Genomic DNA, 22,252 nt, shown 5'->3' on the forward strand with positions numbered 1-22,252 from the left:
CAAGAGACAACGGGCAAGAGTTAACGACAGACGTCAAAGAAGACGGAGAGAAGTGAAATGTCGAAGGAAAAGTTTGAACGTACAAAACCGCACGCCAACATCGGCACCATCGGTCACGTTGACCATGGTAAAACGACGCTGACGGCTGCGATCACGAAATATTTTGGCGACTTTAAAGCCTATGATCAGATCGACGCGGCGCCAGAAGAAAAAGCACGCGGCATCACGATCTCCACGGCGCACGTTGAGTATGAGACGGATGGCCGTCACTACGCTCACGTCGACTGCCCGGGCCACGCCGACTACGTGAAAAACATGATCACCGGCGCTGCGCAGATGGACGGCGCGATCTTGGTTGTGAACGCAGCAGACGGCCCGATGCCGCAAACGCGTGAGCACATCCTGCTCGCGCGTCAGGTTGGCGTTCCCGCGATTGTTGTTTACCTCAACAAAGTCGACCAGGTTGACGATGAAGAGCTTCTTGAGCTCGTCGAAATGGAAGTTCGCGAACTTCTTTCGTCATACGAGTTCCCGGGCGATGATATTCCGATCATCAAAGGTTCGGCGCTTGCAGCGCTTGAAGGCCGTGACCCTGAAATCGGCGAAAACTCCATCAAGCAGTTGATGGAAGAAGTCGACAAGTACATCCCGACGCCGGATCGTCCGGTTGACCAGCCGTTCCTTCTGCCGATCGAGGACGTTTTCTCGATCTCCGGTCGCGGTACGGTTGTAACGGGCCGTGTTGAGCGCGGTGTTGTTAATGTTGGCGACGAACTAGAAATCGTCGGCATCAAAGACACCAAGAAAACGACCTGCACAGGCGTTGAAATGTTCCGCAAGCTGCTTGATCGCGGGGAAGCCGGCGACAACGTTGGCGTTCTCTTGCGCGGTATCGAGCGTGACGGCGTTGAACGCGGTCAGGTTCTGTGCAAGCCGGGTTCTGTTACGCCGCACACGAAATTCGTTGCTGAGGCTTACATTCTGACGAAAGAAGAAGGCGGTCGTCACACGCCGTTCTTCGCGAACTACCGTCCGCAATTCTACTTCCGTACGACTGACGTGACAGGCGTTGTTACGCTTAAAGAAGGTACGGAAATGGTTATGCCGGGCGACAATGCCGAGCTTAATGTCGAGCTGATCGTGCCGATCGCCATGGAAGAGAAGCTTCGCTTCGCTATCCGTGAAGGCGGCCGCACCGTTGGCGCTGGCATCGTCTCGAAGATTGTAGAGTAGGCATAAGAAATAAAAGCGCGGGCCGGCCCCAATCGGCCCGCGCTTTCGACTCTGAGAACCAAGAAACCGAACTGAAAAGAACGAAGCGTTAGACACATGCAACAGAATATCCGCATCAGGCTAAAAGCGTTTGATCATCGCGTGCTCGACGCTTCGACGATCGAGATCGTCAACACGGCGAAACGTACTGGCGCGAATGTGCGCGGGCCTATCCCGCTGCCGACGCGTATTGAGCGTTACACCGTCAACCGGTCTCCACATGTGAACAAGAAAAGCCGTGAGCAGTTCGAAATGCGCACCCATAAGCGTATGCTCGATATTGTCGATCCGACGCCGCAAACGGTTGATGCGCTCATGAAACTCGACCTCTCGGCTGGTGTCGATGTCGAAATCAAACTCGGCGCGTGAAGGAGCATTTGACGATGCGTACGGGATTAATTGCAAAAAAGATGGGCATGACGCGCATCTACACCGAGGACGGCAATCATTTGCCGGTCACGGTGATGCAGCTTGAAGGCTGTCAGGTTGTCGGTCAGCGCACCGCTGACAAGAACGGCTACACGGCTGTTCAGCTCGGCGCCGGCGCCAAGAAAGCAAAACGCGTCACGAAAGCCGAACGCGGGCAATTCGCCAAAGCGAATGTTGAGCCTAAGGCGAAAGTGGCTGAGTTCCGCGTTTCTGACGAAAACATGATTGATGTCGGGGCTGAGTTGTCAGCCGAACATTTCATTCCCGGTCAAAAAGTTGACGTTACTGGCACCTCTATCGGTAAGGGTTTTGCCGGCGCAATGAAGCGTCATAACTTTGGCGGCTTGCGCGCCTCGCACGGTGTTTCGATCTCGCACCGTTCACACGGGTCTACGGGTCAGTGTCAGGATCCGGGTAAAGTCTTCAAAGGTAAGAAGATGGCCGGCCACATGGGTGCGGCTCGTGTGACGACGCAAAACCTTGAAATCGTTCGCACTGATGGCGATCGCGGTTTGATCCTGATTAAGGGCGCCGTGCCTGGGCCAAAAGGCGGCTGGGTGTTCATCAAGGATGCAGTCAAGCGCGCTGCGCCAGAAGGCGTGCCGACGCCGGCTGGATTGAAGACCGCGAAAGCTGATGAAGAAAAAGTCGACAGCCCGGAGCCCGATTCTCCGGAAGCGGAAATGGTCGCTGAAGGCGCGCCAGTCGATGATCAGGCGCCTGCAGAAGAAACGAAAAAAGAAGGGGACGAATAATGAAAGCCGACGTCCTCAGCATTGAGAATAAAAAAGCCGGGTCCATCGATCTTGACGATGGGATCTTTGGGCTGGAGCCGCGCAAAGACATCTTGCACCGCTGTGTCGTTTATCAATTGGCGAAAAGACAGCAGGGCACGCACAAAACCAAAGAGCGTAACGAAGTCAGCGGCACGACCAAGAAGTTTGGCCGTCAGAAGGGTTCCGGCGGCGCTCGCCATGGCAATCGCAAGGCGCCGCTCTTCCGTGGCGGCGGCAAGGCTCATGGTCCGCGTCCGCGCAGCCATGCGATTTCACTGCCGAAAAAAGTGCGCCAGCTTGCGCTGAAGCATGCGTTATCGTCGAAAGCGGCATCCGGCTCGCTCGTCATTATCGACGAGGCGAAAATGGAAAATGCGAAAACAAAAACACTCGTTGACGCGCTTTCAAAGCTGGAAATTTCAAATGCGCTGATCGTTGACGCGAGCGTTGACGAGCATTTCGGCCTGGCGACGCGCAATCTTAAGGGCGTCGACATGCTGCCTGTGATCGGCGCTAATGTTTACGACATTCTGCGTAAGGACAAACTGGTCCTTACTAAAGCGGCCGTTGAAGGTCTGGAGGCGCGCCTCAAATGAGCAAGAAACAAGCAGTACAAGGCGCGGAAGCGCACTATGACACGCTGATCCAGCCTGTGATCACGGAAAAGTCGACGATCGCGTCAGAAAACAACCAGGTTGTTTTCCAGACACCGATCACAGCGACAAAGCCGGAGATCAAGGAAGCGGTTGAAACGCTATTCAAAGTAAAAGTGAAAGCGGTCAACACCCTGCGGGTCAAAGGCAAGAACAAACAGTTTCGCGGGCGCCCTTACACGCGCTCAACAGTAAAAAAAGCGATCGTGACGCTTGAAGAGGGTCACACAATCGACGTGACCACAGGACTTTAAGGCGGGGTTTTAAGACCAATGGCTTTGAAAAAATTCAAACCGACAACGCCGGGACGCCGCCAGCTGGTGCTGGTGGACAAGAGCGAACTTTGGAAGGGCAAGCCGGTCAAGGCTTTGACTGAAGGCCTGACCGAGAGCGCAGGGCGTAACAATACGGGTCGCATTACCGTCCGCCGTCGCGGCGGCGGCGCGAAAAAGACCTATCGCTGTATCGATTTCAAACGCCGCAAGTTTGATATCGAGGCGAAGGTTGAACGTCTCGAATATGATCCGAACCGCACAGGCTTCATCGCTTTAGTGAAGTATCTGGACGGCGAGCAGGCATACATTCTTGCGCCACAGCGCCTGAAAGCCGGTGACAAAGTCATCTCCGGAACGAAAGTCGATGTGAAGCCAGGCAATGCGATGCCGCTGAAGTCGATCCCGGTCGGTACGATCATTCACAATGTTGAAATGAAGCCGGGCAAAGGCGGTCAGCTCGCACGTTCGGCTGGCGCTTATGCGCAGCTCGTTGGCCGTGACAGCGGCATGGCGCAGGTTCGCATGCAGTCTGGCGAGGTTCGCCTTGTCCATGGCGAGTGCATGGCGACGGTTGGCGCGGTGTCGAACCCGGATCATATGAACCAGTCAATTGGGAAGGCCGGACGCAACCGTCACAAGGGAAAGCGTCCTTCCGTACGCGGTGTTGTCATGAACCCGGTTGATCACCCCCATGGCGGCGGCGAAGGCCGGACCTCTGGCGGCCGTCACCCGGTGACCCCGTGGGGCAAGCCGACCAAAGGCGCCAAGACACGCAAGAATAAAGCAACAGATAAATTCATCCTGCGCTCGCGGCACGCGCGGAAGAAGAAATAAGGCGACGGAGTTTAAACGATATGTCACGTTCAGTCTGGAAAGGTCCGTTCGTCGATCGCTACATGCTTAAAAAGGCAGAAGAAGCGCAGGACGGAAAACATAAAGGCGGGGTCAAGACCTGGTCGCGCCGTTCAACGATCCTGCCGCAATTCGTCGGCATGACGTTCAATGTCTACAACGGACAGAAGTTCATTCCTGTCCATGTCACCGAAGACATGGTCGGTCACAAGTTCGGCGAATTTTCTCCGACGCGCACATACTACGGTCACGGCGCGGATAAAAAGGCGAAGAGGAAGTAATCATGGGGCAGAAGAAAAATCCCCGGCGCGTAAGCGAAACTGCTGCGATGGCGAAAGGTCGTATGATCCGTACGTCGCCGCAGAAGCTTAACCTTGTGGCGCAAATGATCCGCGGCAAGAAAGTGGAAAAGGCGCTCGCCGACCTTACTTTCTCGCGCAAGCGTGTGGCGCTCAACGTCAAGAAGGTGCTTGAGAGCGCCATCGCGAACGCAGAAAACAATCATGACCTCGACATCGATACGCTTGTTGTTGATCAGGCGTTCGTTGGCAAAAACCTCGTGATGAAGCGCTGGAAAGCGCGCGCACGCGGCCGGGTCGGCAGAATTCATAAACCGTTTTCCGAAATCACCATTGTCGTGAAAGAAGTTGAGGAGGCCGCTTAATGGGCCAGAAAGTCAATCCTATCGGCTTGCGCCTCGGTATTAACCGGACGTGGGATTCGCGCTGGTTCGCCGGCAAATCCGCCTATGGCGATTTGCTGCATGAAGACCTCGCGATCCGGAAATATCTAGAGAAGCGCCTGCAACAGGCCGGCGTTTCGCGCATCGTGATCGAGCGTCCGCACAAGAAATGCCGGGTGACGATTTACACAGCGCGCCCGGGCGTCGTCATCGGCAAGAAAGGCGCCGATATCGAAAAGCTGCGCGGCGAGCTGTCGAAACTGTCTTCTTCAGAAACGGTTTTGAACATCGTCGAAATCCGCAAGCCGGAAGTGGATTCGACCCTTGTTGCGGAAAACATCGCGCAGCAGCTTGAGCGCCGCGTCGCATTCCGCCGCGCTATGAAGCGCGCGATGCAAACGGCGCAAAGAATGGGCGCCCTTGGCATTCGCGTGAATGTGTCCGGCCGTCTTGGCGGCGCTGAAATCGCACGGATGGAATGGTACCGCGAAGGCCGCGTGCCGCTTCACACGCTTCGCGCTGACATCGATTACGGCGTTGCTACCGCGCAAACGACTTACGGCGCGATTGGCATCAAGGTCTGGATCTTCAAAGGCGAGATCATGGAACACGACCCGATGGGTCAGGAAAAGCGATTGATTGATGCTCAAACTGGCGGCGTGTCAGGCGGCGGGCGCGATAATCGTCCTGCCCGCTAGTGGGTCTGCAAGGAAACGAGTTGGAACAGTAAGATGCTGCAACCGAAGAAGACAAAATACCGCAAGATGCACAAAGGGCGCATCAAGGGCGTCGCAAAAGGCGGCACGGAGTTGAACTTTGGCTCACACGGTCTGAAAGCCGTGCAGCCGGAGCGCATCACCTCGCGTCAGATCGAGGCGACACGCCGTGCGATCACCCGCGCCATGAAGCGTCAGGGCCGCGTCTGGATCCGTATTTTTCCGGATGTGCCGGTCTCCAAGAAACCGACGGAAGTGCGCATGGGTAAGGGCAAGGGCTCCGTCGAATATTGGGCGGCGAAGGTAAAGCCAGGCCGGGTCATGTTCGAAATTGACGGCGTCACTGATGAAACCGCGCGTGAAGCATTGGCGCTGGGCGCTGCAAAGCTGCCGATCAAAACGCGCATCGTAACGCGTATTGGCGAATAAGGAACGACGACGATGGAAGCCAGCGAAGCACGCGATTTGACCCCCGATGAGTTGAAGGACCGTATTCTTCAGCTCAAGCGCGAGCAGTTTAACCTGCGCTTTCAAAAGGCGTCGGGTCAGCTCGAAAAGACCGCACGCATCGGCGAAGTCCGTAAGGACATCGCCCGTTTGAAAACCATTCTCGGTGAAAAAGTCCGAGCGAACTAGGAATCAGAGGCGAAAAAAATGCCCAAACGCATACTGCAAGGCACTGTTGTGAGCGACAAAGGCAACCAAACGGTTGTCGTGAATGTTGAGCGGTTTTTTACGCATCCGCTTTTCAAAAAGACAGTTCGCCGCTCGAACAAGTTTCACGCGCATGACGCGGAGAATGCTTACAAGGCGGGCGATCTCGTCCGAATTCAGGAATGTGCGCCGAAGTCAAAGCTGAAGCGCTGGGAAGTTATCGGGCACGGCTCGAAAGGTTAAGAGGTTCGCTGAGGCGAACGGTTTGAAGTCAAGCGGGCGATGAGCCCATCAGGAGCGGCATCATGATTCAGATGCAATCAAATTTGGACGTAGCCGATAATTCCGGCGCCAAGCGCGTTCAGTGCATCAAGGTGCTTGGCGGCGCAAAGCGCAAATACGCCGGCGTGGGCGATATTATCGTCGTGTCCGTAAAGGAAGCGATCCCGCGCGGCCGCGTTAAAAAAGGCCAGGTCATGAAGGCCGTTGTCGTTCGGACGGCGAAAGACATCATACGCCGCGATGGATCGGTAATCCGTTTCGACCGCAACGCCGCTGTCCTGATCAACAGCAATAAAGAGCCGATCGGCACGCGTATCTTTGGCCCGGTGACGCGCGAACTTCGCGCCGCCAAGCATATGAAGATCGTGTCGCTCGCACCGGAGGTTTTGTAGTCATGGCTGCGAAGATTAAAAAAGGCGACAAGGTGATTGTCCTTGCAGGCCGCGATCGCGGCGCCGAGGGCGAAGTGATCCAGGTGATGCCGAAGGCGGACCGTGTGGTCGTGCGCGGCGTCAACCTGATCAAGAAGCACCAGAAGCAAACGCAGACGGAGCAGGGCGGCATCATTTCGAAAGAAGCGCCGCTCCATATCTCCAATGTTGCGCTCAAAGATCCTTCAACAGGCAAGCCGACACGCGTCGGGTTCAAGGTTGACGGTGATAAGAAAGTACGCGTCGCGAAAGCGTCGGGTGAGGTAATCGATGGCTGAAGCAAGCACATATCAACCGCGTCTGAAGACGCTTTATAACGACGCCATTCGGGGCAAGCTGGACGACAAGTTCAAGTTCCCGAACAAGATGATGACGCCTCAGCTAGAGAAGATCGTCATCAACATGGGCGTTGGCGATGCCGTGAATGATCGTAAAGCCGTTGATGCGGCGGTACAGGATCTGACCCTGATTTCAGGCCAAAAGCCGGTCATCACCAAGGCGAAGAAATCCATCGCCGGCTTCAAGCTGCGTGAAGGCATGGCGGTTGGCTGCAAGGTGACCTTGCGCAAGGATCGCATGTACGAGTTTCTCGATCGCCTGATTACGATCGCGCTGCCGCGCGTGCGTGACTTCCGCGGTCTGAACGCCAAGAGTTTTGACGGCCGCGGCAACTACGCCATGGGCCTTAAAGAACACATCGTGTTTCCGGAAATCGACTACGACAAGGTCGACAAAATCCGGGGCATGGACATTATTATCTGCACCTCCGCTCGCACCGACGATGAGGCGCGTGAACTGCTTCGGGAATTCAATTTCCCGTTCCGTAAATAAGAAAGCGTTGAGCAAGGTCCGAGTGTCGGAAACCGGCTTACAGAGGAGATACAATGGCTAAGAAAGCAATGGTCGAGCGCGATCTCAAACGCCGCCGGATGGCGAAAAAGTTTGAGTCCAAACGCAACCGGCTGAAAGCGATCATTAAGGATCAGGAACAGCCTGGTGAAGAGCGTTTCATGGCGGCGTTGAAGCTTGCGGAAATTCCGCGCAATTCGTCGAAAACGCGCATTCGCAACCGCTGTCTCGTGACAGGCCGTCCGCGTGGGTTCTATCGCAAATTGAAGATGTCGCGGATCGCTTTGCGCGATCTTGGTTCGTCCGGAAAAATTCCGGGCCTGGTTAAGTCGAGCTGGTAAGGAGCCTGAAACAAGATGGCTATCAATGATCCTGTCGGCGATCTGATCACCCGTATCCGCAATGCGCAGATGCGCCGTCATTCAACGATGAACGTACCGGCGTCAAAGCTGCGCGGTTGGGTTCTCGATGTTCTGCAGAGCGAGGGCTACATTCGCGGCTACTCGCGTACGGAAAAAGAAGGCGAAAAGCCTAGCTTTGACGTAGAGCTTAAATATTACGAAGGCGCGCCGGTCATTCAAAAGATCAAGCGCGTGTCCAAGCCGGGCCGCCGGGTTTATTCTTCGGTGCGCGACCTTTCTACGGTTCGCAACGGCCTTGGCATTTCAATCGTATCGACGCCGAAAGGCGTCATGTCAGACGCGGCAGCGCGCGACGCCAATGTCGGCGGCGAAGTGCTCTGCGAAGTTTACTAAGGGTTGGGAGAATAAAATGTCCCGCATTGGTAAAAAGGTAATCCCGGTTCCCGGCGGCGTTACTGTCAACGTCGATGGGCAAACGGTGAACGCCAGGGGTCCGAAGGGCGAATTAAAGTTCGTCGTCAATGAGCTTTGCACGGTCGCGCTCGAGGATAACGAGATTTCCGTCAAGCCGGTCAATAATTCAAAGCCGGCGCGTTCGATGTGGGGCATGAGCCGCACGCGGATCGCCAATATGCTTGAAGGCGTGACGAACGAATACACCAAGACCCTTGAACTGGTCGGTGTTGGTTATCGCGCGCAAATGAAGGGCGCCGCCCTCAATCTCGCGCTTGGGTATAGTCATGAAATCGACTATCCGGCGCCAGACGGTGTCAAAATCGCTACCCCGAAACCTACGGAAATCGTGATTTCGGGCATCGACAAGCAAAAGGTTGGTCAGGCTGCGGCTGAAATCCGCGCCATGCGTCCGCCTGAACCGTATAAGGGCAAAGGCATTAAATACGCTGACGAATACATCTTCCGTAAGGAAGGTAAGAAGAAGTAACGCTTCGAACAGGGAATTACGGCAATGGCCGATCAGAAAAGAAAACAGCAAAATTCGCGGGCGACGCGGACCAGAGCCAAGCTTCAGCGCGTCTCAACCGAGCGTCCGCGTCTTTCAGTGTTTCGTTCATCGAAAAACATCTCAGCGCAGATCATCGATGACAAGCAAGGCAAGACGCTCGCTTCCGCTACGTCTCTCGAAAAGGAATTTGGCAAGGGTTCCGATAAGGACGCCGCAGCAAAAGTCGGCAAGACACTTGCGGAACGCGCAGCTAAAGCCGGCGTCAAAAGCGTCGTCTTCGATCGAGGCGGCTATATGTATCACGGCCGGGTAAGAGCGCTGGCGGAAGCCGCGCGTGAAGCCGGTTTGAATTTTTAAGGAGTAGATCCTAATGGCTCGAGAAGAAGGACGCGGCCGGGGACGCGGTCAAGGCAAAGGCCGGGGTGAACGCGAAGAGCGCGACGAATTCGTCGATAAGCTTGTCGCGATCAACCGTGTGGCGAAAGTGGTCAAGGGCGGTAAAAACTTCGGTTTCGCTGCGCTTGTCGTTGTCGGCGACCAGAAAGGCCGTGTCGGTTTCGGCAAGGGCAAGGCGCGCGAAGTGCCCGAAGCGATCCGGAAAGCCAGCCAGGAAGCGAAACGCAACCTTGTTCGCATTCCCTTGCGCGAAGGCCGCACGCTTCATCATGACGCCCATGGCCGCTGGGGTGCAGGCAAGGTCGTTCTTCGCTCTGCGCCTGCTGGTACCGGTATTATCGCCGGCGGTCCGATGCGCGCTATTTTTGAAACGCTCGGCGTTCAGGATGTGGTTGCGAAGTCGATCGGCTCGTCAAATCCGTACAACATGGTTCGCGCGACAGTGAACGCGCTGCAAAACCAGACCAGTCCGCGAAACATGGCGGCGAAACGCGGCAAGAAAGTATCCGAAATCCTGACAACCAGGAATCGCGATGCTGAAGCCGGCGCAGACGCGGCGTAAGAGGTTCGAATAATGGCTCAGAAAAAAACCATCAAAGTTCGCCAGACTGGCAGCCCGATCCGGCGGCCGGGAGACCAGCGTGCAACGCTGGTTGGTCTGGGGCTGAACAAAATCGGCCGCGAGCGTGAATTGGAAGATACGCCTTCGGTCCGCGGCATGATCCGCAAGGTCTCCCACATGGTGGAGATTGTTGAAGAGTAAATCGCGCATTCGCGCATAACAGGCGAGGCGAGCTTTCCCTGATGAAGCATCGTCGCAAGTCGAGGTGATAAAATGAAACTCAACGAACTTTCAGATAATAAAGGCGCCCGTAAAAATCGGATGCGCGTTGGTCGCGGTATTGGTTCCGGTAAAGGAAAAACCGGTGGCCGCGGTGTTAAAGGCCAGAAATCACGCTCTGGCGTTTCCGGCATCCGCGCCTATGAAGGCGGTCAGATGCCGCTTTACATGCGCTTGCCGAAGCGTGGCTTTAAAAAGCCAAATCGCCTTGCTTTCGTTGAGGTCAATATTGGACGGCTGCAGACGGCTATCGATGCCGGCAAGCTAGACGCCGCCAAGAAAATTGACGCCTCCGTATTGGAAGAGGCCGGCGTTATCCGCCGCGCCAAGGCCGGCATCCGCCTTCTTGGCACTGGCGAGCTCAAAGCCAAGCTCGAGATCGAGGTGGCGCATGCTTCGGCGGGCGCAAAAGCAGCCGTTGAAAAGGCCGGCGGCTCCGTAACGCTTAAAGGCGGCGAATAAGCCATTTTCCTTGGAAGGGTTGCCGCTTGTGAACAGCAGCCCCACATGGGCGGAATTCGCTCCCTAACCAGCCAGGTGAAGCTTTAAGATGACATCAGCAGCGGAACAGTTTGCCTCGAATATCAATCTGTCTTCCTTCGCGAAGGCGGAAGAATTGAAAAAACGCCTGCTGTTCACGCTTGGCGCATTGATTGTCTATCGTTTGGGCACGTTTGTCCCAATCCCTGGAATTAACCCGCAAGCCTTTGCGCAGGCGTTTCAAAGCCAGCAAGACGGCTTGATGGGGACGCTGAACATTTTCGCCGGCGGCGCGGTTGAGCGGATGGCGATTTTCGCGCTCAACATCATGCCTTACATTTCCGCATCGATCATCATGCAGTTGATGACGGCTGTTATCCCGTCGCTTGAAGCGATCAAGAAAGAAGGCGAGCAGGGACGCCGTCAGATCAATCAGTACACAAGATATCTCACCGTATTTCTTGCAACGATGCAGGGCTATTTTATCGCCATCAGCCTTTCGTCGAATGCGGGCAGCGGCATTCCGGTGGTGGCCAATCCCGGACCGTTCTTCCTGGTGACGACGGTTGTGACGCTTGTTGGCGGCGTCATGTTCCTCTTGTGGCTTGGCGAACAGATCACGGCGCGCGGCGTCGGCAACGGCGTATCGCTGATCATCTTTGCCGGCATTGTCGCAGAATTGCCGCGTGCGATTGCCGGTCTTCTCGATCAGGGCCGGACCGGGGCCGGCGTTGGCGGCGGCGCTATTCTTGTTATCGCTGCTCTGGCGCTGGCGCTCATTGCGTTTGTTGTTTTCATCGAACGGTCTCAACGGCGGATCCTTGTTCAGTATCCGCGCCGACAGGTCGGTCAGAAGATGACGCAAGGTGAGAAATCGCACCTGCCGCTTAAGTTGAACGTATCCGGCGTTATTCCGCCGATCTTTGCTTCGTCGCTTTTATTGTTGCCTGCCACGGCCGCTGGCGCCGTTGGCGATGGCTCGCCGGACTGGCTGCAGAATTTGACCTATCTCTTTGCGCCGCAACGGCCTGCCTATATCGCGCTTTATGCGTTCCTGATTATCGGCTTTACGTTCATCTACACGTCCGTCGTCTTCAACGTTGAAGACGTTGCCGATAATCTGAAAAAATATGGCGGGTTCATTCAGGGATACCGCCCGGGTTCCCGAACGGCCGAGTATCTCGATTTCGTGCTGACGCGCCTGACTATGATTGGCGCGGCCTATTTGACCTTTGTCTGTATTCTGCCGGAAATTCTCAAAGCCAATTACAGTCAATCGATACCGGTTTACATAGGGGGCACGTCGCTGCTCATTGTGGTCTCGGTGACGCTCGATACGGTCTCGCAGATTCAAGGGCACCTGGTCGCCCAGCAATATGAGAGCCTGATCAAGAAGTCGAAATTGCGCGGGAGCAGGCGATGATCGTCATCTTCCTCGGTCCTCCCGGCGCGGGAAAGGGCACGCAGGCGGCACATATCGTCGAACGCTACAAGATTCCTCAATTGTCCACTGGCGACATGTTGAGGGCGGCCGTGGCGGCGAAAACGCCTGTTGGCGTCAAAGCCAAGGAAGTGATGGACGCCGGCAATCTGGTGTCTGATGAAATTGTCGGCGCCATCGTCTCTGACCGGATCGAAGAGCCCGATTGCGCCAGGGGCTTCCTTCTGGACGGCTTTCCGCGGACCCTGGTTCAGGCGGAAATGCTGGACGAGATTCTGGCGAAAAAAGGCCTCTCCGTGAATGCGGTGATTGAGCTGAAAGTGGACGAGGCGGCGCTGCTCGATCGCCTCCGCAACCGCATTGAAGAGACCAAGGCGCGCGGCGAGGAAGTGCGCGCCGATGACAATGAAGAGACCTTCGCGAAGCGCCTCGGCGTTTACAGCGAGCAGACGGCTCCCCTGATCCCGTATTACGAGAAACAGGGGAAATTACGCGCCGTGGACGGCATGGGGACAGTCGAAGACGTCTCGGCCGCGCTCGACGCGATTTTAGACCCGATTTCGGCCTAAAATAGGTCGGAAAAACGGTTGACGGCGGGCCGCGCGTAGGCTTATCAAACGCGCTCTCCGCCAACAGGAGATCAGCTCGCTCGGCGCGGCATTCGCCATGCGCCGTCGCGGGCTTTATGCGGTTCGCGGCCGGTGTGCTGCGAGCAGCGAAAGACGGCTTGCCCGGCCTCTACCAGGGCGGAGAACGAAGAAAAAGGAACGAATCCCGTGGCCCGTATTGCAGGCGTCAACATTCCGACGAACAAGCGCGTAACCATCGCGCTGCGTTACATTCACGGCATTGGCCCAGCCAAAGCTGCTGAAATTTGTGAAAAAGCAGGCATCACGCCAGAGCGGCGGGTGAATGAACTGTCTGACTCTGAAGTCTTGCAGATCCGCGAGACGATCGACAGCGATTATATGGTGGAAGGTGATCTTCGCCGTGACGTCGCCGTCAACATCAAGCGTTTAATGGACCAGGGTTGCTATCGCGGACTTCGTCATCGTCGCGGGCTTCCGGTTCGTGGACAGCGTACACATACCAATGCACGTACGCGCAAAGGTCCAGCCAAGCCGATCGCCGGCAAAAAGAAATAAGGGATAAAAAAAGATGGCGAAACAAGCTGCTGCTACGCGCGTTAAGCGCCGCGAACGCAAAAACATCTCCACCGGCGTTGTTCACGTGAACGCGTCGTTCAACAACACCATGGTGACGATATCTGACGAGCAGGGCAATGCGATTGCATGGTCGTCCGCTGGCGGCATGGGTTTTAAAGGCTCACGCAAATCGACCCCATACGCTGCGCAGCTTGCTGCAGAAGACGCAGCCAAGAAAGCCATGGAACACGGGCTTCAGACGGTGAGCGTTGAAGTGCGCGGTCCGGGTTCTGGCCGTGAAAGCGCGTTGCGCGCGCTGCAGTCGGCAGGCCTCACCGTAACGATTATTCGAGACGTCACGCCAATCCCTCACAATGGCTGCCGTCCGCGTAAACGCCGCCGCGTTTAATTCTGACACTGACGAACAGAGAGCGACATCCACATGGATTCCACAAATATTCTTGAGAAAAACTGGCTTGAGCTGATCCGGCCGCAAAAGCTCGACGTTACGCCGGGTACGGATTCCAGCCGTAAAGCCGTTATGGTCGCCCAGCCGCTTGAGCGCGGCTTTGGCCTTACGCTTGGCAACTCGCTGCGCCGTATCCTTATGTCGTCGCTGCAGGGCGCGGCGGTTACGTCGATCCAGATTGACGGCGTCGTGCACGAGTTCTCATCCATTCCGGGCGTCCGGGAAGATGTGACCGATCTCGTTCTCAATATTAAACAGCTTGCGTTGCGCATGCATGCCGATGGTCCGAAAAGGCTGGTTCTCAAAAAGGACACGCCGGGCCTCGTCACTGCAGCGGATATTGAAGAGACGTCCGCCGTTGAAATTCTCAATAAGGACCATGTGATTTGTCACCTTGATGAAGGCGCAAATCTGCGGATCGAAATGACGGTCAACACGGGCAAGGGCTATGCGCCTGCTGAGCAGAACCGCCCAGAAGACGCGCCGATCGGTCTGATCCCGATCGACAGTCTCTATTCCCCGGTTATACGGGTCGCCTATCGCGTCGAGAACACGCGCGAAGGCCAGGTTCTCGACTATGACAAGCTGATCATGGAAGTCGAAACCGATGGTTCTATGTCTCCTGACGATTCCGTTGCCTATGCGGCGCGTATTCTTCAGGACCAGCTCCAGATCTTCATCAACTTCGACGAGCCGACCAAGGACACGGGCGGCGATGCGCGCGAAGAGCTGCCGTTTAACCCGGCGCTGTTGCGTAAAGTTGACGAGCTTGAGCTTTCCGTCCGCTCTGCAAATTGCCTGAAGAACGACAACATCGTTTATATCGGCGATCTCATCCAGAAGACGGAAGCGGAAATGCTCCGTACGCCGAACTTCGGCCGCAAGTCGCTGAACGAGATCAAGGAAGTGCTGGCTGGTCTTGGCCTGCATCTCGGCATGGACGTGCCGGACTGGCCGCCGGATAACATTGAAGACCTCGCGAAGAAATTTGATGAATAACTGACGGGACGTCAGCTTTAAGGAGAAAAAGCCATGCGACACGGGATGGCGCACAGAAAACTGAACCGCACCCACGAGCATCGCAAAGCGATGTTCGCCAACATGGCTTGCGCGCTGATCAAGCACGAACAGATCACTACGACCTTGCCAAAGGCGAAGGAACTTCGCCCGATCGTTGAAAAACTCGTCACAAAGGCGAAACATGCCTCGAAAGACGAGGGGCGTTCGCTGCACCTGCGCCGCCAGGTGATTTCATCGATCCGCGACAAGGACATGGCCAAGAAGCTGTTTGACACTTTGGGCCCGCGTTACGAAGAGCGCGACGGCGGCTATATCCGCATCATGAAAGCGGGTTTCCGCTACGGCGATAACGCACCGCTCGCGGTTATCGAATTTGTCGACCGTGATGAAGACGCGAAAGGCCAGGATTCAGGTCCGGTCATGGGCGTTGAGGACGATGACGACGACGAATAGACAAGCCGTAATCCGACTTACTGTTTGAATAGAGGGCGCGCGGGGATATATTTCCCGCGCGTTCTTCATTTGGAGGCTAGTTTCATGTTCCGTTTCGTTTTCGCCGGATTTGGCGCGTTACTGTTTGCCGTTAATACCGCTTGCGCGCAGCCAGCGCCTGAGACGCAATCTGCAACTGAAACGATCGAGCCGGAAATGGCGGCGGAGCAGATCGGGTCCGCGCCGCGCGTGGTCCCGCAATCGCTGGGTGAGGTGAAACTCTCTTTCGCGCCGGTTGTGGAACGCGCAGCGCCGGCTGTCGTCAATGTCTATACAAAGCGCGTTGTGCAACAGCGCAGCCCATTCGCGGGCGATCCGTTTTTCGAACGCTTCTTCGGCGGGGGTGATTTCGGCGCGCCGCGCGAGCGGGTGCAGAACTCGCTCGGGTCCGGCGTTATTGTCAGCCCGGATGGCGTTGTCGTCACTAACAATCACGTCATCGAAGGCATGACAGAGATCAAGGTCGTGCTCAGCGACCGGCGTGAGTATGAAGCCGAGCTTGTGCTGGCTGACTCGCAGACGGACCTCGCCGTATTGCGTATCAATGTGGATGAACCGCTTCCGTATCTGACTTTCGCGAACTCTGACTCCATTCAGGTCGGCGATGTGGTGCTCGCCATCGGTAATCCGTTTGGCGTCGGCCAGACTGTTACCAACGGCATTATTTCGGCGCTGGCGCGTACGGCGGTTTCGGTTTCCGATTACTCGTTCTTTATACAGACGGATGCAGCTATAAATCCGGGCAATTCCGGCGGCGCCCTGATCGATATCGACGGGCGGCTCGTCGGGGTTAACTCGGCGATTTATTCGCGCTCAGGCGGTTCAAACGGCATCGGTTTCGCTATTCCCTCGCGTCTTGTACAGCAGGTCATCAAGTCCGCCATCAGCGGAACGGCGCTGGTGCGCCCCTGGCTTGGCGCATCCTCCAGCACGGTGACGTCGGACATGGCCAAGGCGTTGCAACTGGCGCGGCCGGCCGGCGCCATTGTCGATGACGTCTGGGAGAATGGTCCTGCGGACAATGCCGGCATAGAGCCAGGGGATGTCATCATCGAAGTCGATGGACAGCCCGTCTTTGATGCGCAGACGCTGCAATATCGCATCGGCGTCAATAATGACGGCGACAGCACAGACGTAAAGTTCGTGCGCAACGGGAGAGAGCGCTCCGCAACATTAACGCTTTCCCTGCCGCCAGAAACGCCCGAGCGCGATCCGCGTGCACTAGAAGGCAATCATCCGCTGAACGGCGTCACGGTAGACAATCTCTCACCGAGATACAGTGAGGAACTGGGGCTCGATCCATTGTCGAAAGGCGTTGTGGTTTCAGAGGTGCAATCGCGCTCATTCGCAGCGCGACGAGGGCTGCGCCCCGGCCACAAGATAGTCTCGGTCAACGGGCGCGCCGTGAACACAGCGGCTGAACTCGCCCGCGAGATCGCCAAGCCGGCGCGAAGCTGGGAGCTTGAAATCGATACCGGCGGGCGCATCGTGCCGTGGCGCGTGGGGCGGTGACCGGCTATGCTAACCCATCTTGGATTTTTAGGTGTTTTTCAAAAGTGTAAGATGCGGAATTCGCAAAGCCTTCAGAACTGTCATCACCGGGCTCGTCCCGGTGATCCAGTAATGTTGGCGGCTTGAACTGGATTGCCGGAACAAGCCCGGCAATGACATCAGATTTTGGTTTTGTGTAAGCGCCTCAGGATGAGGGCTTTGTAAATTCAGGCCAACTCTCCACGCGCGTAGCCGCGTTGAAAGGAACGGCATTGTCAGACCTCTTCCAGTCCGCCGGGCTTGAAAACGACGCGCCCCGTCCGTTGGCGGATCGTTTGCGGCCAACAAAATTGGACGATGTGGTCGGGCAGGACCATCTGTTGGCAAAAGGCGCGCCGTTAAGGCGGATGCTGGATGCCGGGCGTCTTTCGTCGCTGATCCTGTGGGGCCCGCCCGGCGTTGGCAAGACGACTATCGCGCGGCTGCTCGCGGACGGCGCCAAGCTTGAGTTTGAACAGATCTCGGCGATCTTTTCCGGCGTCGCCGATTTGCGCAAAGTCTTCGAACGCGCCAAGGCGCGACGGGCGGCGGGAAAGGGAACGCTCTTGTTCGTCGATGAGATTCATCGTTTCAACAAGGCGCAGCAGGACGGGTTCCTGCCCCATGTGGAAGCGGGCGTCATCACGCTTGTTGGCGCCACGACTGAAAACCCGTCATTCGAGCTCAACGCTGCGCTGCTTTCCCGCGCGCAGGTTTTTACGCTTAACCGGCTAGACGATGACGCGCTTGAGCAACTGTTAAAACGTGCTGAGGCGGAGAAGGGACGCACGCTTGCACTTACCGGCGAAGCGCGCGCAACGTTTCGGATGATGGCCGATGGCGACGGAAGGTTTGTGCTTAACCTGGCGGAAGAAATCTTCGCTGAGCCTGAGGGCCGAAAGCCGGTTGAACCCAAAGAGCTTGCCGAACTCGTTCAGCGCCGTGCGCCGGTCTACGACAAGGGGCAGGAGTCCCATTACAACCTCGCCAGTGCGTTGCAAAAATCCATCCGCGGTTCGGATGTTGATGCTGCGCTTTACTGGGCCGCGCGCATGCTTGCCGGCGGTGAGGACCCGAAATTCATATTACGCCGGCTCGTGGTGATCGCGTCAGAAGATATCGGCAATGCCGACCCACAGGCGTTGCCGCTCGCCATTGCCGCCAAGGATGCTTACGAATTCCTCGGCCAGCCCGAAGGCGAAATCGCCATTGGCCAATTGGTCGCCTATCTCGGGACGGCGCCGAAATCCAACCGCTCGCATGTTGCATTTAAACAGGCCAAAGGCGCCGCGCGCGACACGGGCTCGCTGATGCCGCCGCCGCACGCCATGAACGCGCCGACAAAACTCATGAAAAACCTCGGCTATTCCGAAGGCTACGTCTACGATCACGATACGGACGAAGGTTTTGCTGGTCTCAACTATTTTCCGCCGGATATGGATCGAAAAGAATTCTATCATCCGTCCCAATACGGGTTCGACAAGGAAATCGCGAAACGACTCACTTACTGGAATAAGAAACGGCAGGAAAAGTCCAAAGGCTGATGCAGGCGTTATGGGATACCGTCACCGCTACGCCCCTGGGCCTTAAAGCTTTAATTGTAGGCGTATGTTTTCTCGTGTTTTTTATGGGAGAGCGGCTCTTGTCTGCTACGCCTTATCCTGCGTCAAAAGCGCGGCTCGTTCGTAATTTTGGTTTATGGGTGATTGTCCTGATCGCTTCACCGATTATCGTAGCGCCGCTGACGGCGCTCGGCGCTAATCAACTTCTTTGGGTTCGGACAGACAGCCTGCAGATGAATGTCCTCGTCCTTGCCGGGGATATCATTCTACTCGACCTGTGGACGTATTGGCTCCACCGCGCATGGCATCGCGTTCCGGTCATGTGGCGTTTTCACAAGGTGCATCATTTCGATGAGTTTCTGGATTCAACCAGCTCGTTTCGCTTTCATCTGGGCGAGGTCGCCGTTTCAGCCGCTTTGCGGCTTATCCCCATCGCCGTACTCGCAATCCCGTTCGCGCATGTGATCGTGTTTGAAACGGTATTGCTTTGCGCTGTTATTTTTCATCATTCAAACCTGCAATTGCCTGAGCGGTTCGAAAACGGATTATCGAGGGTTATGATCACACCCTCGATCCACTGGGTGCATCATCACGCCGTGATGCGCGATACGCATTCAAACTATGGGGCGATTTTCAGTGTCTGGGACCGGTTATTCCATTCACAAAGCAAAACCAAACGCACGCCAAAGATGAAAATAGGCGTCGAATCCATTGAAGATAAACCGTTTTTAGGCTTAATCCTGACACCGTTTATGAGGAGCAAGCAATGAACGCGCATATCTGGCTGGCTGTTGCGGCGGGCGGCGCTGTTGGCGCCATGGCGCGCCACGGCGTTTCGCGTGTGGCGCTGCACTGGCTTGGTCCGAATTTTCCGTGGGGCACGCTGGCGGCGAATGTCGCCGGATCGTTCGCTATGGGGCTGGTTATCGTTTGGCTTTCAGCGCGCGAACCGGCTAACCCGGCGCTGCGCGCTTTTTTAACGGTCGGTCTCCTCGGCGCCTTTACAACGTTTTCGACATTCTCACTGGATGTCGTCGCGCTTTACCGCGACCGGACATTGACCATCGCAGGGATGTATGTGCTGGCTTCCGTACTCTTGTCCGTAAGCGGATTATTGCTTGGGTTATTTGTTGGGCGGCAGGCGGTATGAGCGGCGTACAGACAAGAACAGTCAAAGATGATGAGGCGGGAATGCGTCTCGACCGCTGGTTCAAGGCCCATTTCCCGTCCGTGCGTCATGGCGAGCTGGAAAAATTTCTCCGCAAAGGGCAGGTGCGGGTATCGGGTGGCCGGGCGAAATCAAATCGCCGGCTGGAGCCTGGCGATGAAATTCGCATCCCGCCATTGGACAGTTCAAGAGCTGCAAAAAAACAGCGCCAGTTCAGTGTGGAAGATCAACAAGAGATCAGAAAGCTCATCCTCTATGAGGATGAATCGCTCATTGCGCTGAACAAGCCATTTGGTTTGGCGGTACAGGGCGGCGAGAAAACCAGGCGCCACATTGACGGCATGCTCGCCTCGGTGACGAAAGACGGCGAGCGCCCGCGCCTCGTACATCGTCTGGATAAGGATACGGGCGGCTTAATGCTGGTGGCGAAGACACGGCCGGCGGCGCAACGCTTGAGCGACATGTTCAAGGGGCGTGATATTGAAAAAACCTACTGGGCGCTTGTCAACGGCATGCCGAGGCCGCGCGAGGGGACCATCGACCTGCCCATCGCCAAACGGATGGTGCGGATTGGCGATGGCGAACAGGAACGCGTCGTGCCGGCCGATGGCGAGACAGCCAAAAAGGCGGTGTCGCATTATCAGATCATCGAAGAGGCCGGGGTTGTTTCGTTTCTGGCGATGCAGCCTGTCACCGGGCGCACCCACCAGTTAAGGGTGCACGCTGCTGCGATGGGCTGCCCGGTTGTGGGCGACGGCAAATATGGCAGCGCCCAGTCGCGGATAGAGGGCGTATCGCAAAAGCTGCATTTGTTTTGCCGTTCCATGTCTTTTCCGCACCCGAAATCTGGCCGCCGCATGACGCTGCAAGCTCCCCTGACCGGGCACATGCGCGAGACCTGGTCGTTTTTCGCATTCAATGGCGAGGCAACCTGCGAGTGGCCAGAGGAGTTGAAGTGACCGGGAACGTGTCGCCGAAACGGTTCTACAAGGACGTCGCCACCGATCAATTGGACGGGCGTTATCGCATTCTGCTCGACAGCCGACCCGCGCGCACACGCGGTAAAAACTTACTGACGGCTCCGACACAAGCACTGGCAGATGCGATTGCCGGGGAGTGGGACGCTCAAAGTGAGACCATCGATCAAATCAGCATGCCATTAACGGGCGTCATGGCGGCGGCGATTGATGGCGGCGAGAGCGCGGCGCAAACGTGGCTTGATGAAATCCTCAACTATCTGGGGTCCGATCTTGTTTGCTATCGCGCGGACGAACCTGCCGAGCTGGTAGAAAGGCAAGCTGCCGTCTGGGACCCTTATCTTGATTTTGCGCGCGCCGAATTCGGCGCGCCTCTGATGAAAACGCAAGGGATTATCGCCGTAAGCCAACCGCAACTGTCTATCGACGCCGTGCGATCCCATCTCGCTGAACAGCCACCGGAAACGTTGTTCGCCCTGAGGCTGGCGACGGCGATAACCGGATCCGCCGTCTTGGCGTTAGCGCTGTGGCGCAACGCCTACGGGCCTGAAGAAATATTCGAAGCTTCTCTGGTTGACGAACGCTTTCAGGAACAACGATGGGGCGTTGATGAAGAGGCAATGGCGCGCCAATCGCGCCTTGGCGCCGAGTTCGCCAGCATCGCCCGTTTCTTAAATTTAGTGGCTGCGGATTACTGATCAACCGTTTCGCCGCGGTTGAGAGCACGAAACCGCGCGAGTTCCTCGCCAGTCAGGATCGTGTCTTTGTCGGCATCCATTGAGTCAAAGTCGAGCATGGTTTCCCGGATAAAATCCTGAAGGCTGAGGGTTTCCGCCGCTCCGGCCATAAAGGCGAATTTTTCAAGCGCGTACGCCTTGGTCTGCATTTCCGCCGTGTCAGGATCAATTTCCGCCAGAAAGGCGTCGTATTTTCGCTGTTGTGCGATTTCGTTATTTGGCGCTTCTGCCTGACGCGCCTCGTTCAGGCGCCAGGTATTGACGAGGTCCGCGAATTCTTGCGCCGTCATGGCCCCGTCACGGTTTGCATCGGCGATAACAAAATCCAGCTTTGCTTCTTCGAATGCTTCGGTTCTGGTCAGTGCTTCCCGGTCATAACGCTCTTTGAGACGTTGAACGGTTGTCTTTCCAGCTTCGGTTTCGCGATAGGGCTGGTCTCGTGAGTAGGTGACAGTGCGTTTTTCAGTTTCGACAACTTCACCGTTAACAGTTCTCTGTAAGGTGAACGATTGCTGGAGTTGCTGGCGGCTGTTCAGCAAATCCGCCATATTGTCCGCATCGACAGAATTGGAAGTATCGCTTTCTGTTTCAGCGCTAGCCGCCGGATCGGCTGTTGATGCGTCATCATTTTCCTGAAAAGCCATCGCGTTGCATGAAAAAAACGCAGTGAAGGCCATCACTGAAAAATTGCGCACTAACGACATTTAACTTACTCCTGAAATCCTTACTGACTGAGTAAACACGAAACAGGGTAAAAAGTCCCCAAATTCAGCACTTATTTGCCGGTAAATTGAACA

General features: G+C 56.2%; 35 protein-coding genes. 34 read left to right on the forward strand and 1 reads right to left on the reverse strand.

What is annotated here, in order from left to right:
- Positions 1-57: 57 nt before the first annotated feature.
- The 34 genes from tuf to PUV54_RS13745 all read left to right on the forward strand — a co-directional run bounded on the left by tuf (position 58) and on the right by PUV54_RS13745 (position 21,416).
- A complete protein-coding gene (tuf, locus tag PUV54_RS13580; protein ID WP_274492808.1) occupies positions 58-1,233 on the forward strand; it encodes an elongation factor Tu in 1,176 nt (391 codons plus the stop codon).
- A 96-nt stretch (positions 1,234-1,329) separates the two neighbouring features.
- Positions 1,330-1,641 (forward strand): 30S ribosomal protein S10, encoded by a 312-nt coding sequence (gene rpsJ / locus PUV54_RS13585; protein ID WP_274492809.1) that lies wholly within the window; start codon positions 1,330-1,332, stop codon positions 1,639-1,641.
- Between the two features lie 14 nt (positions 1,642-1,655).
- Positions 1,656-2,456: a 50S ribosomal protein L3 gene (gene rplC / locus PUV54_RS13590; RefSeq protein ID WP_337999179.1), complete on the forward strand. Its 801-nt coding sequence runs from the start codon at positions 1,656-1,658 to the stop codon at positions 2,454-2,456.
- Positions 2,456-3,073 carry a 50S ribosomal protein L4 gene (rplD, locus tag PUV54_RS13595; RefSeq protein ID WP_274492810.1) on the forward strand — a complete coding sequence of 206 codons (618 nt, stop codon included), beginning with the start codon at positions 2,456-2,458 and terminating at the stop codon, positions 3,071-3,073. The genes rplC and rplD overlap by 1 nt, the downstream gene beginning before the upstream one ends.
- The gene (locus PUV54_RS13600) at positions 3,070-3,384 is read left to right on the forward strand and encodes a 50S ribosomal protein L23 (RefSeq protein ID WP_274492811.1); all 315 of its coding nucleotides are present in this window, start codon (positions 3,070-3,072) and stop codon (positions 3,382-3,384) included. The genes rplD and PUV54_RS13600 overlap by 4 nt, the downstream gene beginning before the upstream one ends.
- An 18-nt stretch (positions 3,385-3,402) precedes the next feature.
- Positions 3,403-4,239, forward strand: coding sequence for a 50S ribosomal protein L2 (gene rplB, locus PUV54_RS13605; RefSeq protein WP_274492812.1), 837 nt, complete (start codon positions 3,403-3,405; stop codon positions 4,237-4,239).
- 20 nt (positions 4,240-4,259) lie between these two features.
- Positions 4,260-4,538, forward strand: coding sequence for a 30S ribosomal protein S19 (gene rpsS / locus PUV54_RS13610; RefSeq protein ID WP_274492813.1), 279 nt, complete (start codon positions 4,260-4,262; stop codon positions 4,536-4,538).
- Between the two features lie 2 nt (positions 4,539-4,540).
- Positions 4,541-4,921, forward strand: a complete 381-nt coding sequence (gene rplV, locus PUV54_RS13615; protein ID WP_420797877.1) for a 50S ribosomal protein L22 — start codon at positions 4,541-4,543, stop codon at positions 4,919-4,921.
- A complete protein-coding gene (gene rpsC, locus PUV54_RS13620; RefSeq protein ID WP_274492814.1) occupies positions 4,921-5,637 on the forward strand; it encodes a 30S ribosomal protein S3 in 717 nt (238 codons plus the stop codon). The genes rplV and rpsC overlap by 1 nt, the downstream gene beginning before the upstream one ends.
- 33 nt (positions 5,638-5,670) lie before the next feature.
- Entirely contained in the window at positions 5,671-6,084 is a 414-nt protein-coding gene (gene rplP / locus PUV54_RS13625; protein WP_274492815.1) for a 50S ribosomal protein L16, read from the forward strand.
- Between the two features lie 12 nt (positions 6,085-6,096).
- Positions 6,097-6,291, forward strand: coding sequence for a 50S ribosomal protein L29 (gene rpmC, locus PUV54_RS13630; RefSeq protein WP_274492816.1), 195 nt, complete (start codon positions 6,097-6,099; stop codon positions 6,289-6,291).
- 18 nt (positions 6,292-6,309) lie between these two features.
- Positions 6,310-6,552, forward strand: coding sequence for a 30S ribosomal protein S17 (gene rpsQ / locus PUV54_RS13635; RefSeq protein ID WP_274492817.1), 243 nt, complete (start codon positions 6,310-6,312; stop codon positions 6,550-6,552).
- Between the two features lie 62 nt (positions 6,553-6,614).
- Positions 6,615-6,983, forward strand: coding sequence for a 50S ribosomal protein L14 (gene rplN, locus PUV54_RS13640; protein WP_274492818.1), 369 nt, complete (start codon positions 6,615-6,617; stop codon positions 6,981-6,983).
- 2 nt (positions 6,984-6,985) lie between these two features.
- Complete coding sequence (rplX, locus tag PUV54_RS13645) at positions 6,986-7,300, forward strand: 50S ribosomal protein L24 (RefSeq protein ID WP_274492819.1); 315 nt, start codon at positions 6,986-6,988, stop codon at positions 7,298-7,300.
- The gene (gene rplE, locus PUV54_RS13650) at positions 7,293-7,853 is read left to right on the forward strand and encodes a 50S ribosomal protein L5 (RefSeq protein ID WP_274492820.1); all 561 of its coding nucleotides are present in this window, start codon (positions 7,293-7,295) and stop codon (positions 7,851-7,853) included. The genes rplX and rplE overlap by 8 nt, the downstream gene beginning before the upstream one ends.
- Positions 7,854-7,906: 53 nt before the next feature.
- Complete coding sequence (gene rpsN / locus PUV54_RS13655) at positions 7,907-8,212, forward strand: 30S ribosomal protein S14 (protein WP_274492821.1); 306 nt, start codon at positions 7,907-7,909, stop codon at positions 8,210-8,212.
- A 15-nt stretch (positions 8,213-8,227) separates the two neighbouring features.
- Complete coding sequence (gene rpsH / locus PUV54_RS13660; RefSeq protein WP_274492822.1) at positions 8,228-8,626, forward strand: 30S ribosomal protein S8; 399 nt, start codon at positions 8,228-8,230, stop codon at positions 8,624-8,626.
- Between the two features lie 16 nt (positions 8,627-8,642).
- Positions 8,643-9,176 carry a 50S ribosomal protein L6 gene (gene rplF / locus PUV54_RS13665; RefSeq protein WP_274492823.1) on the forward strand — a complete coding sequence of 178 codons (534 nt, stop codon included), beginning with the start codon at positions 8,643-8,645 and terminating at the stop codon, positions 9,174-9,176.
- A 24-nt stretch (positions 9,177-9,200) separates the two neighbouring features.
- A complete protein-coding gene (rplR, locus tag PUV54_RS13670) occupies positions 9,201-9,554 on the forward strand; it encodes a 50S ribosomal protein L18 (RefSeq protein ID WP_274492824.1) in 354 nt (117 codons plus the stop codon).
- 13 nt (positions 9,555-9,567) lie between these two features.
- The gene (rpsE, locus tag PUV54_RS13675; RefSeq protein WP_274492825.1) at positions 9,568-10,155 is read left to right on the forward strand and encodes a 30S ribosomal protein S5; all 588 of its coding nucleotides are present in this window, start codon (positions 9,568-9,570) and stop codon (positions 10,153-10,155) included.
- A gap of 12 nt (positions 10,156-10,167) precedes the next feature.
- Complete coding sequence (gene rpmD / locus PUV54_RS13680; RefSeq protein ID WP_274492826.1) at positions 10,168-10,356, forward strand: 50S ribosomal protein L30; 189 nt, start codon at positions 10,168-10,170, stop codon at positions 10,354-10,356.
- A gap of 72 nt (positions 10,357-10,428) precedes the next feature.
- Positions 10,429-10,896: a 50S ribosomal protein L15 gene (gene rplO / locus PUV54_RS13685; protein ID WP_274492827.1), complete on the forward strand. Its 468-nt coding sequence runs from the start codon at positions 10,429-10,431 to the stop codon at positions 10,894-10,896.
- 88 nt (positions 10,897-10,984) lie between these two features.
- The gene (gene secY / locus PUV54_RS13690; protein ID WP_274492828.1) at positions 10,985-12,337 is read left to right on the forward strand and encodes a preprotein translocase subunit SecY; all 1,353 of its coding nucleotides are present in this window, start codon (positions 10,985-10,987) and stop codon (positions 12,335-12,337) included.
- Positions 12,334-12,924 (forward strand): adenylate kinase, encoded by a 591-nt coding sequence (locus PUV54_RS13695; protein ID WP_274492829.1) that lies wholly within the window; start codon positions 12,334-12,336, stop codon positions 12,922-12,924. Before secY ends, PUV54_RS13695 begins: the two co-directional genes overlap by 4 nt.
- 207 nt (positions 12,925-13,131) lie before the next feature.
- Complete coding sequence (gene rpsM, locus PUV54_RS13700; RefSeq protein WP_274492830.1) at positions 13,132-13,500, forward strand: 30S ribosomal protein S13; 369 nt, start codon at positions 13,132-13,134, stop codon at positions 13,498-13,500.
- A gap of 13 nt (positions 13,501-13,513) precedes the next feature.
- Positions 13,514-13,909, forward strand: a complete 396-nt coding sequence (gene rpsK / locus PUV54_RS13705) for a 30S ribosomal protein S11 (protein ID WP_274492831.1) — start codon at positions 13,514-13,516, stop codon at positions 13,907-13,909.
- Between the two features lie 48 nt (positions 13,910-13,957).
- Positions 13,958-14,968 (forward strand): DNA-directed RNA polymerase subunit alpha, encoded by a 1,011-nt coding sequence (locus tag PUV54_RS13710; protein WP_420797965.1) that lies wholly within the window; start codon positions 13,958-13,960, stop codon positions 14,966-14,968.
- Positions 14,969-15,001: 33 nt separating this feature from the next.
- On the forward strand, positions 15,002-15,442 hold the full coding sequence (gene rplQ, locus PUV54_RS13715) for a 50S ribosomal protein L17 (RefSeq protein WP_274492833.1): 441 nt from the start codon (positions 15,002-15,004) through the stop codon (positions 15,440-15,442).
- Positions 15,443-15,526: 84 nt separating this feature from the next.
- A complete protein-coding gene (locus tag PUV54_RS13720) occupies positions 15,527-16,993 on the forward strand; it encodes a DegQ family serine endoprotease (protein ID WP_274492834.1) in 1,467 nt (488 codons plus the stop codon).
- A 251-nt stretch (positions 16,994-17,244) separates the two neighbouring features.
- The gene (locus tag PUV54_RS13725; RefSeq protein ID WP_274492835.1) at positions 17,245-18,555 is read left to right on the forward strand and encodes a replication-associated recombination protein A; all 1,311 of its coding nucleotides are present in this window, start codon (positions 17,245-17,247) and stop codon (positions 18,553-18,555) included.
- 98 nt (positions 18,556-18,653) lie between these two features.
- Complete coding sequence (locus PUV54_RS13730) at positions 18,654-19,343, forward strand: sterol desaturase family protein (protein ID WP_274492836.1); 690 nt, start codon at positions 18,654-18,656, stop codon at positions 19,341-19,343.
- Positions 19,340-19,723, forward strand: a complete 384-nt coding sequence (gene crcB / locus PUV54_RS13735; protein WP_274492837.1) for a fluoride efflux transporter CrcB — start codon at positions 19,340-19,342, stop codon at positions 19,721-19,723. The genes PUV54_RS13730 and crcB overlap by 4 nt, the downstream gene beginning before the upstream one ends.
- A complete protein-coding gene (locus PUV54_RS13740; protein WP_274492838.1) occupies positions 19,720-20,700 on the forward strand; it encodes an RluA family pseudouridine synthase in 981 nt (326 codons plus the stop codon). Before crcB ends, PUV54_RS13740 begins: the two co-directional genes overlap by 4 nt.
- Positions 20,697-21,416: an ATP12 family chaperone protein gene (locus tag PUV54_RS13745; RefSeq protein WP_274492839.1), complete on the forward strand. Its 720-nt coding sequence runs from the start codon at positions 20,697-20,699 to the stop codon at positions 21,414-21,416. The genes PUV54_RS13740 and PUV54_RS13745 overlap by 4 nt, the downstream gene beginning before the upstream one ends.
- Here PUV54_RS13745 and PUV54_RS13750 read toward each other — a convergent pair.
- Positions 21,410-22,159 carry a hypothetical protein gene (locus PUV54_RS13750; protein ID WP_274492840.1) on the reverse strand — a complete coding sequence of 250 codons (750 nt, stop codon included), beginning with the start codon at positions 22,157-22,159 and terminating at the stop codon, positions 21,410-21,412. The two genes, PUV54_RS13745 and PUV54_RS13750, sit on opposite strands and share 7 nt — an antisense overlap.
- Between the last annotated feature and the right edge of the window lie 93 nt (positions 22,160-22,252).

Origin of the sequence: Hyphococcus flavus, assembly GCF_028748065.1 — a bacterium.
GTDB lineage: Bacteria > Pseudomonadota > Alphaproteobacteria > Caulobacterales > Parvularculaceae > Hyphococcus > Hyphococcus flavus.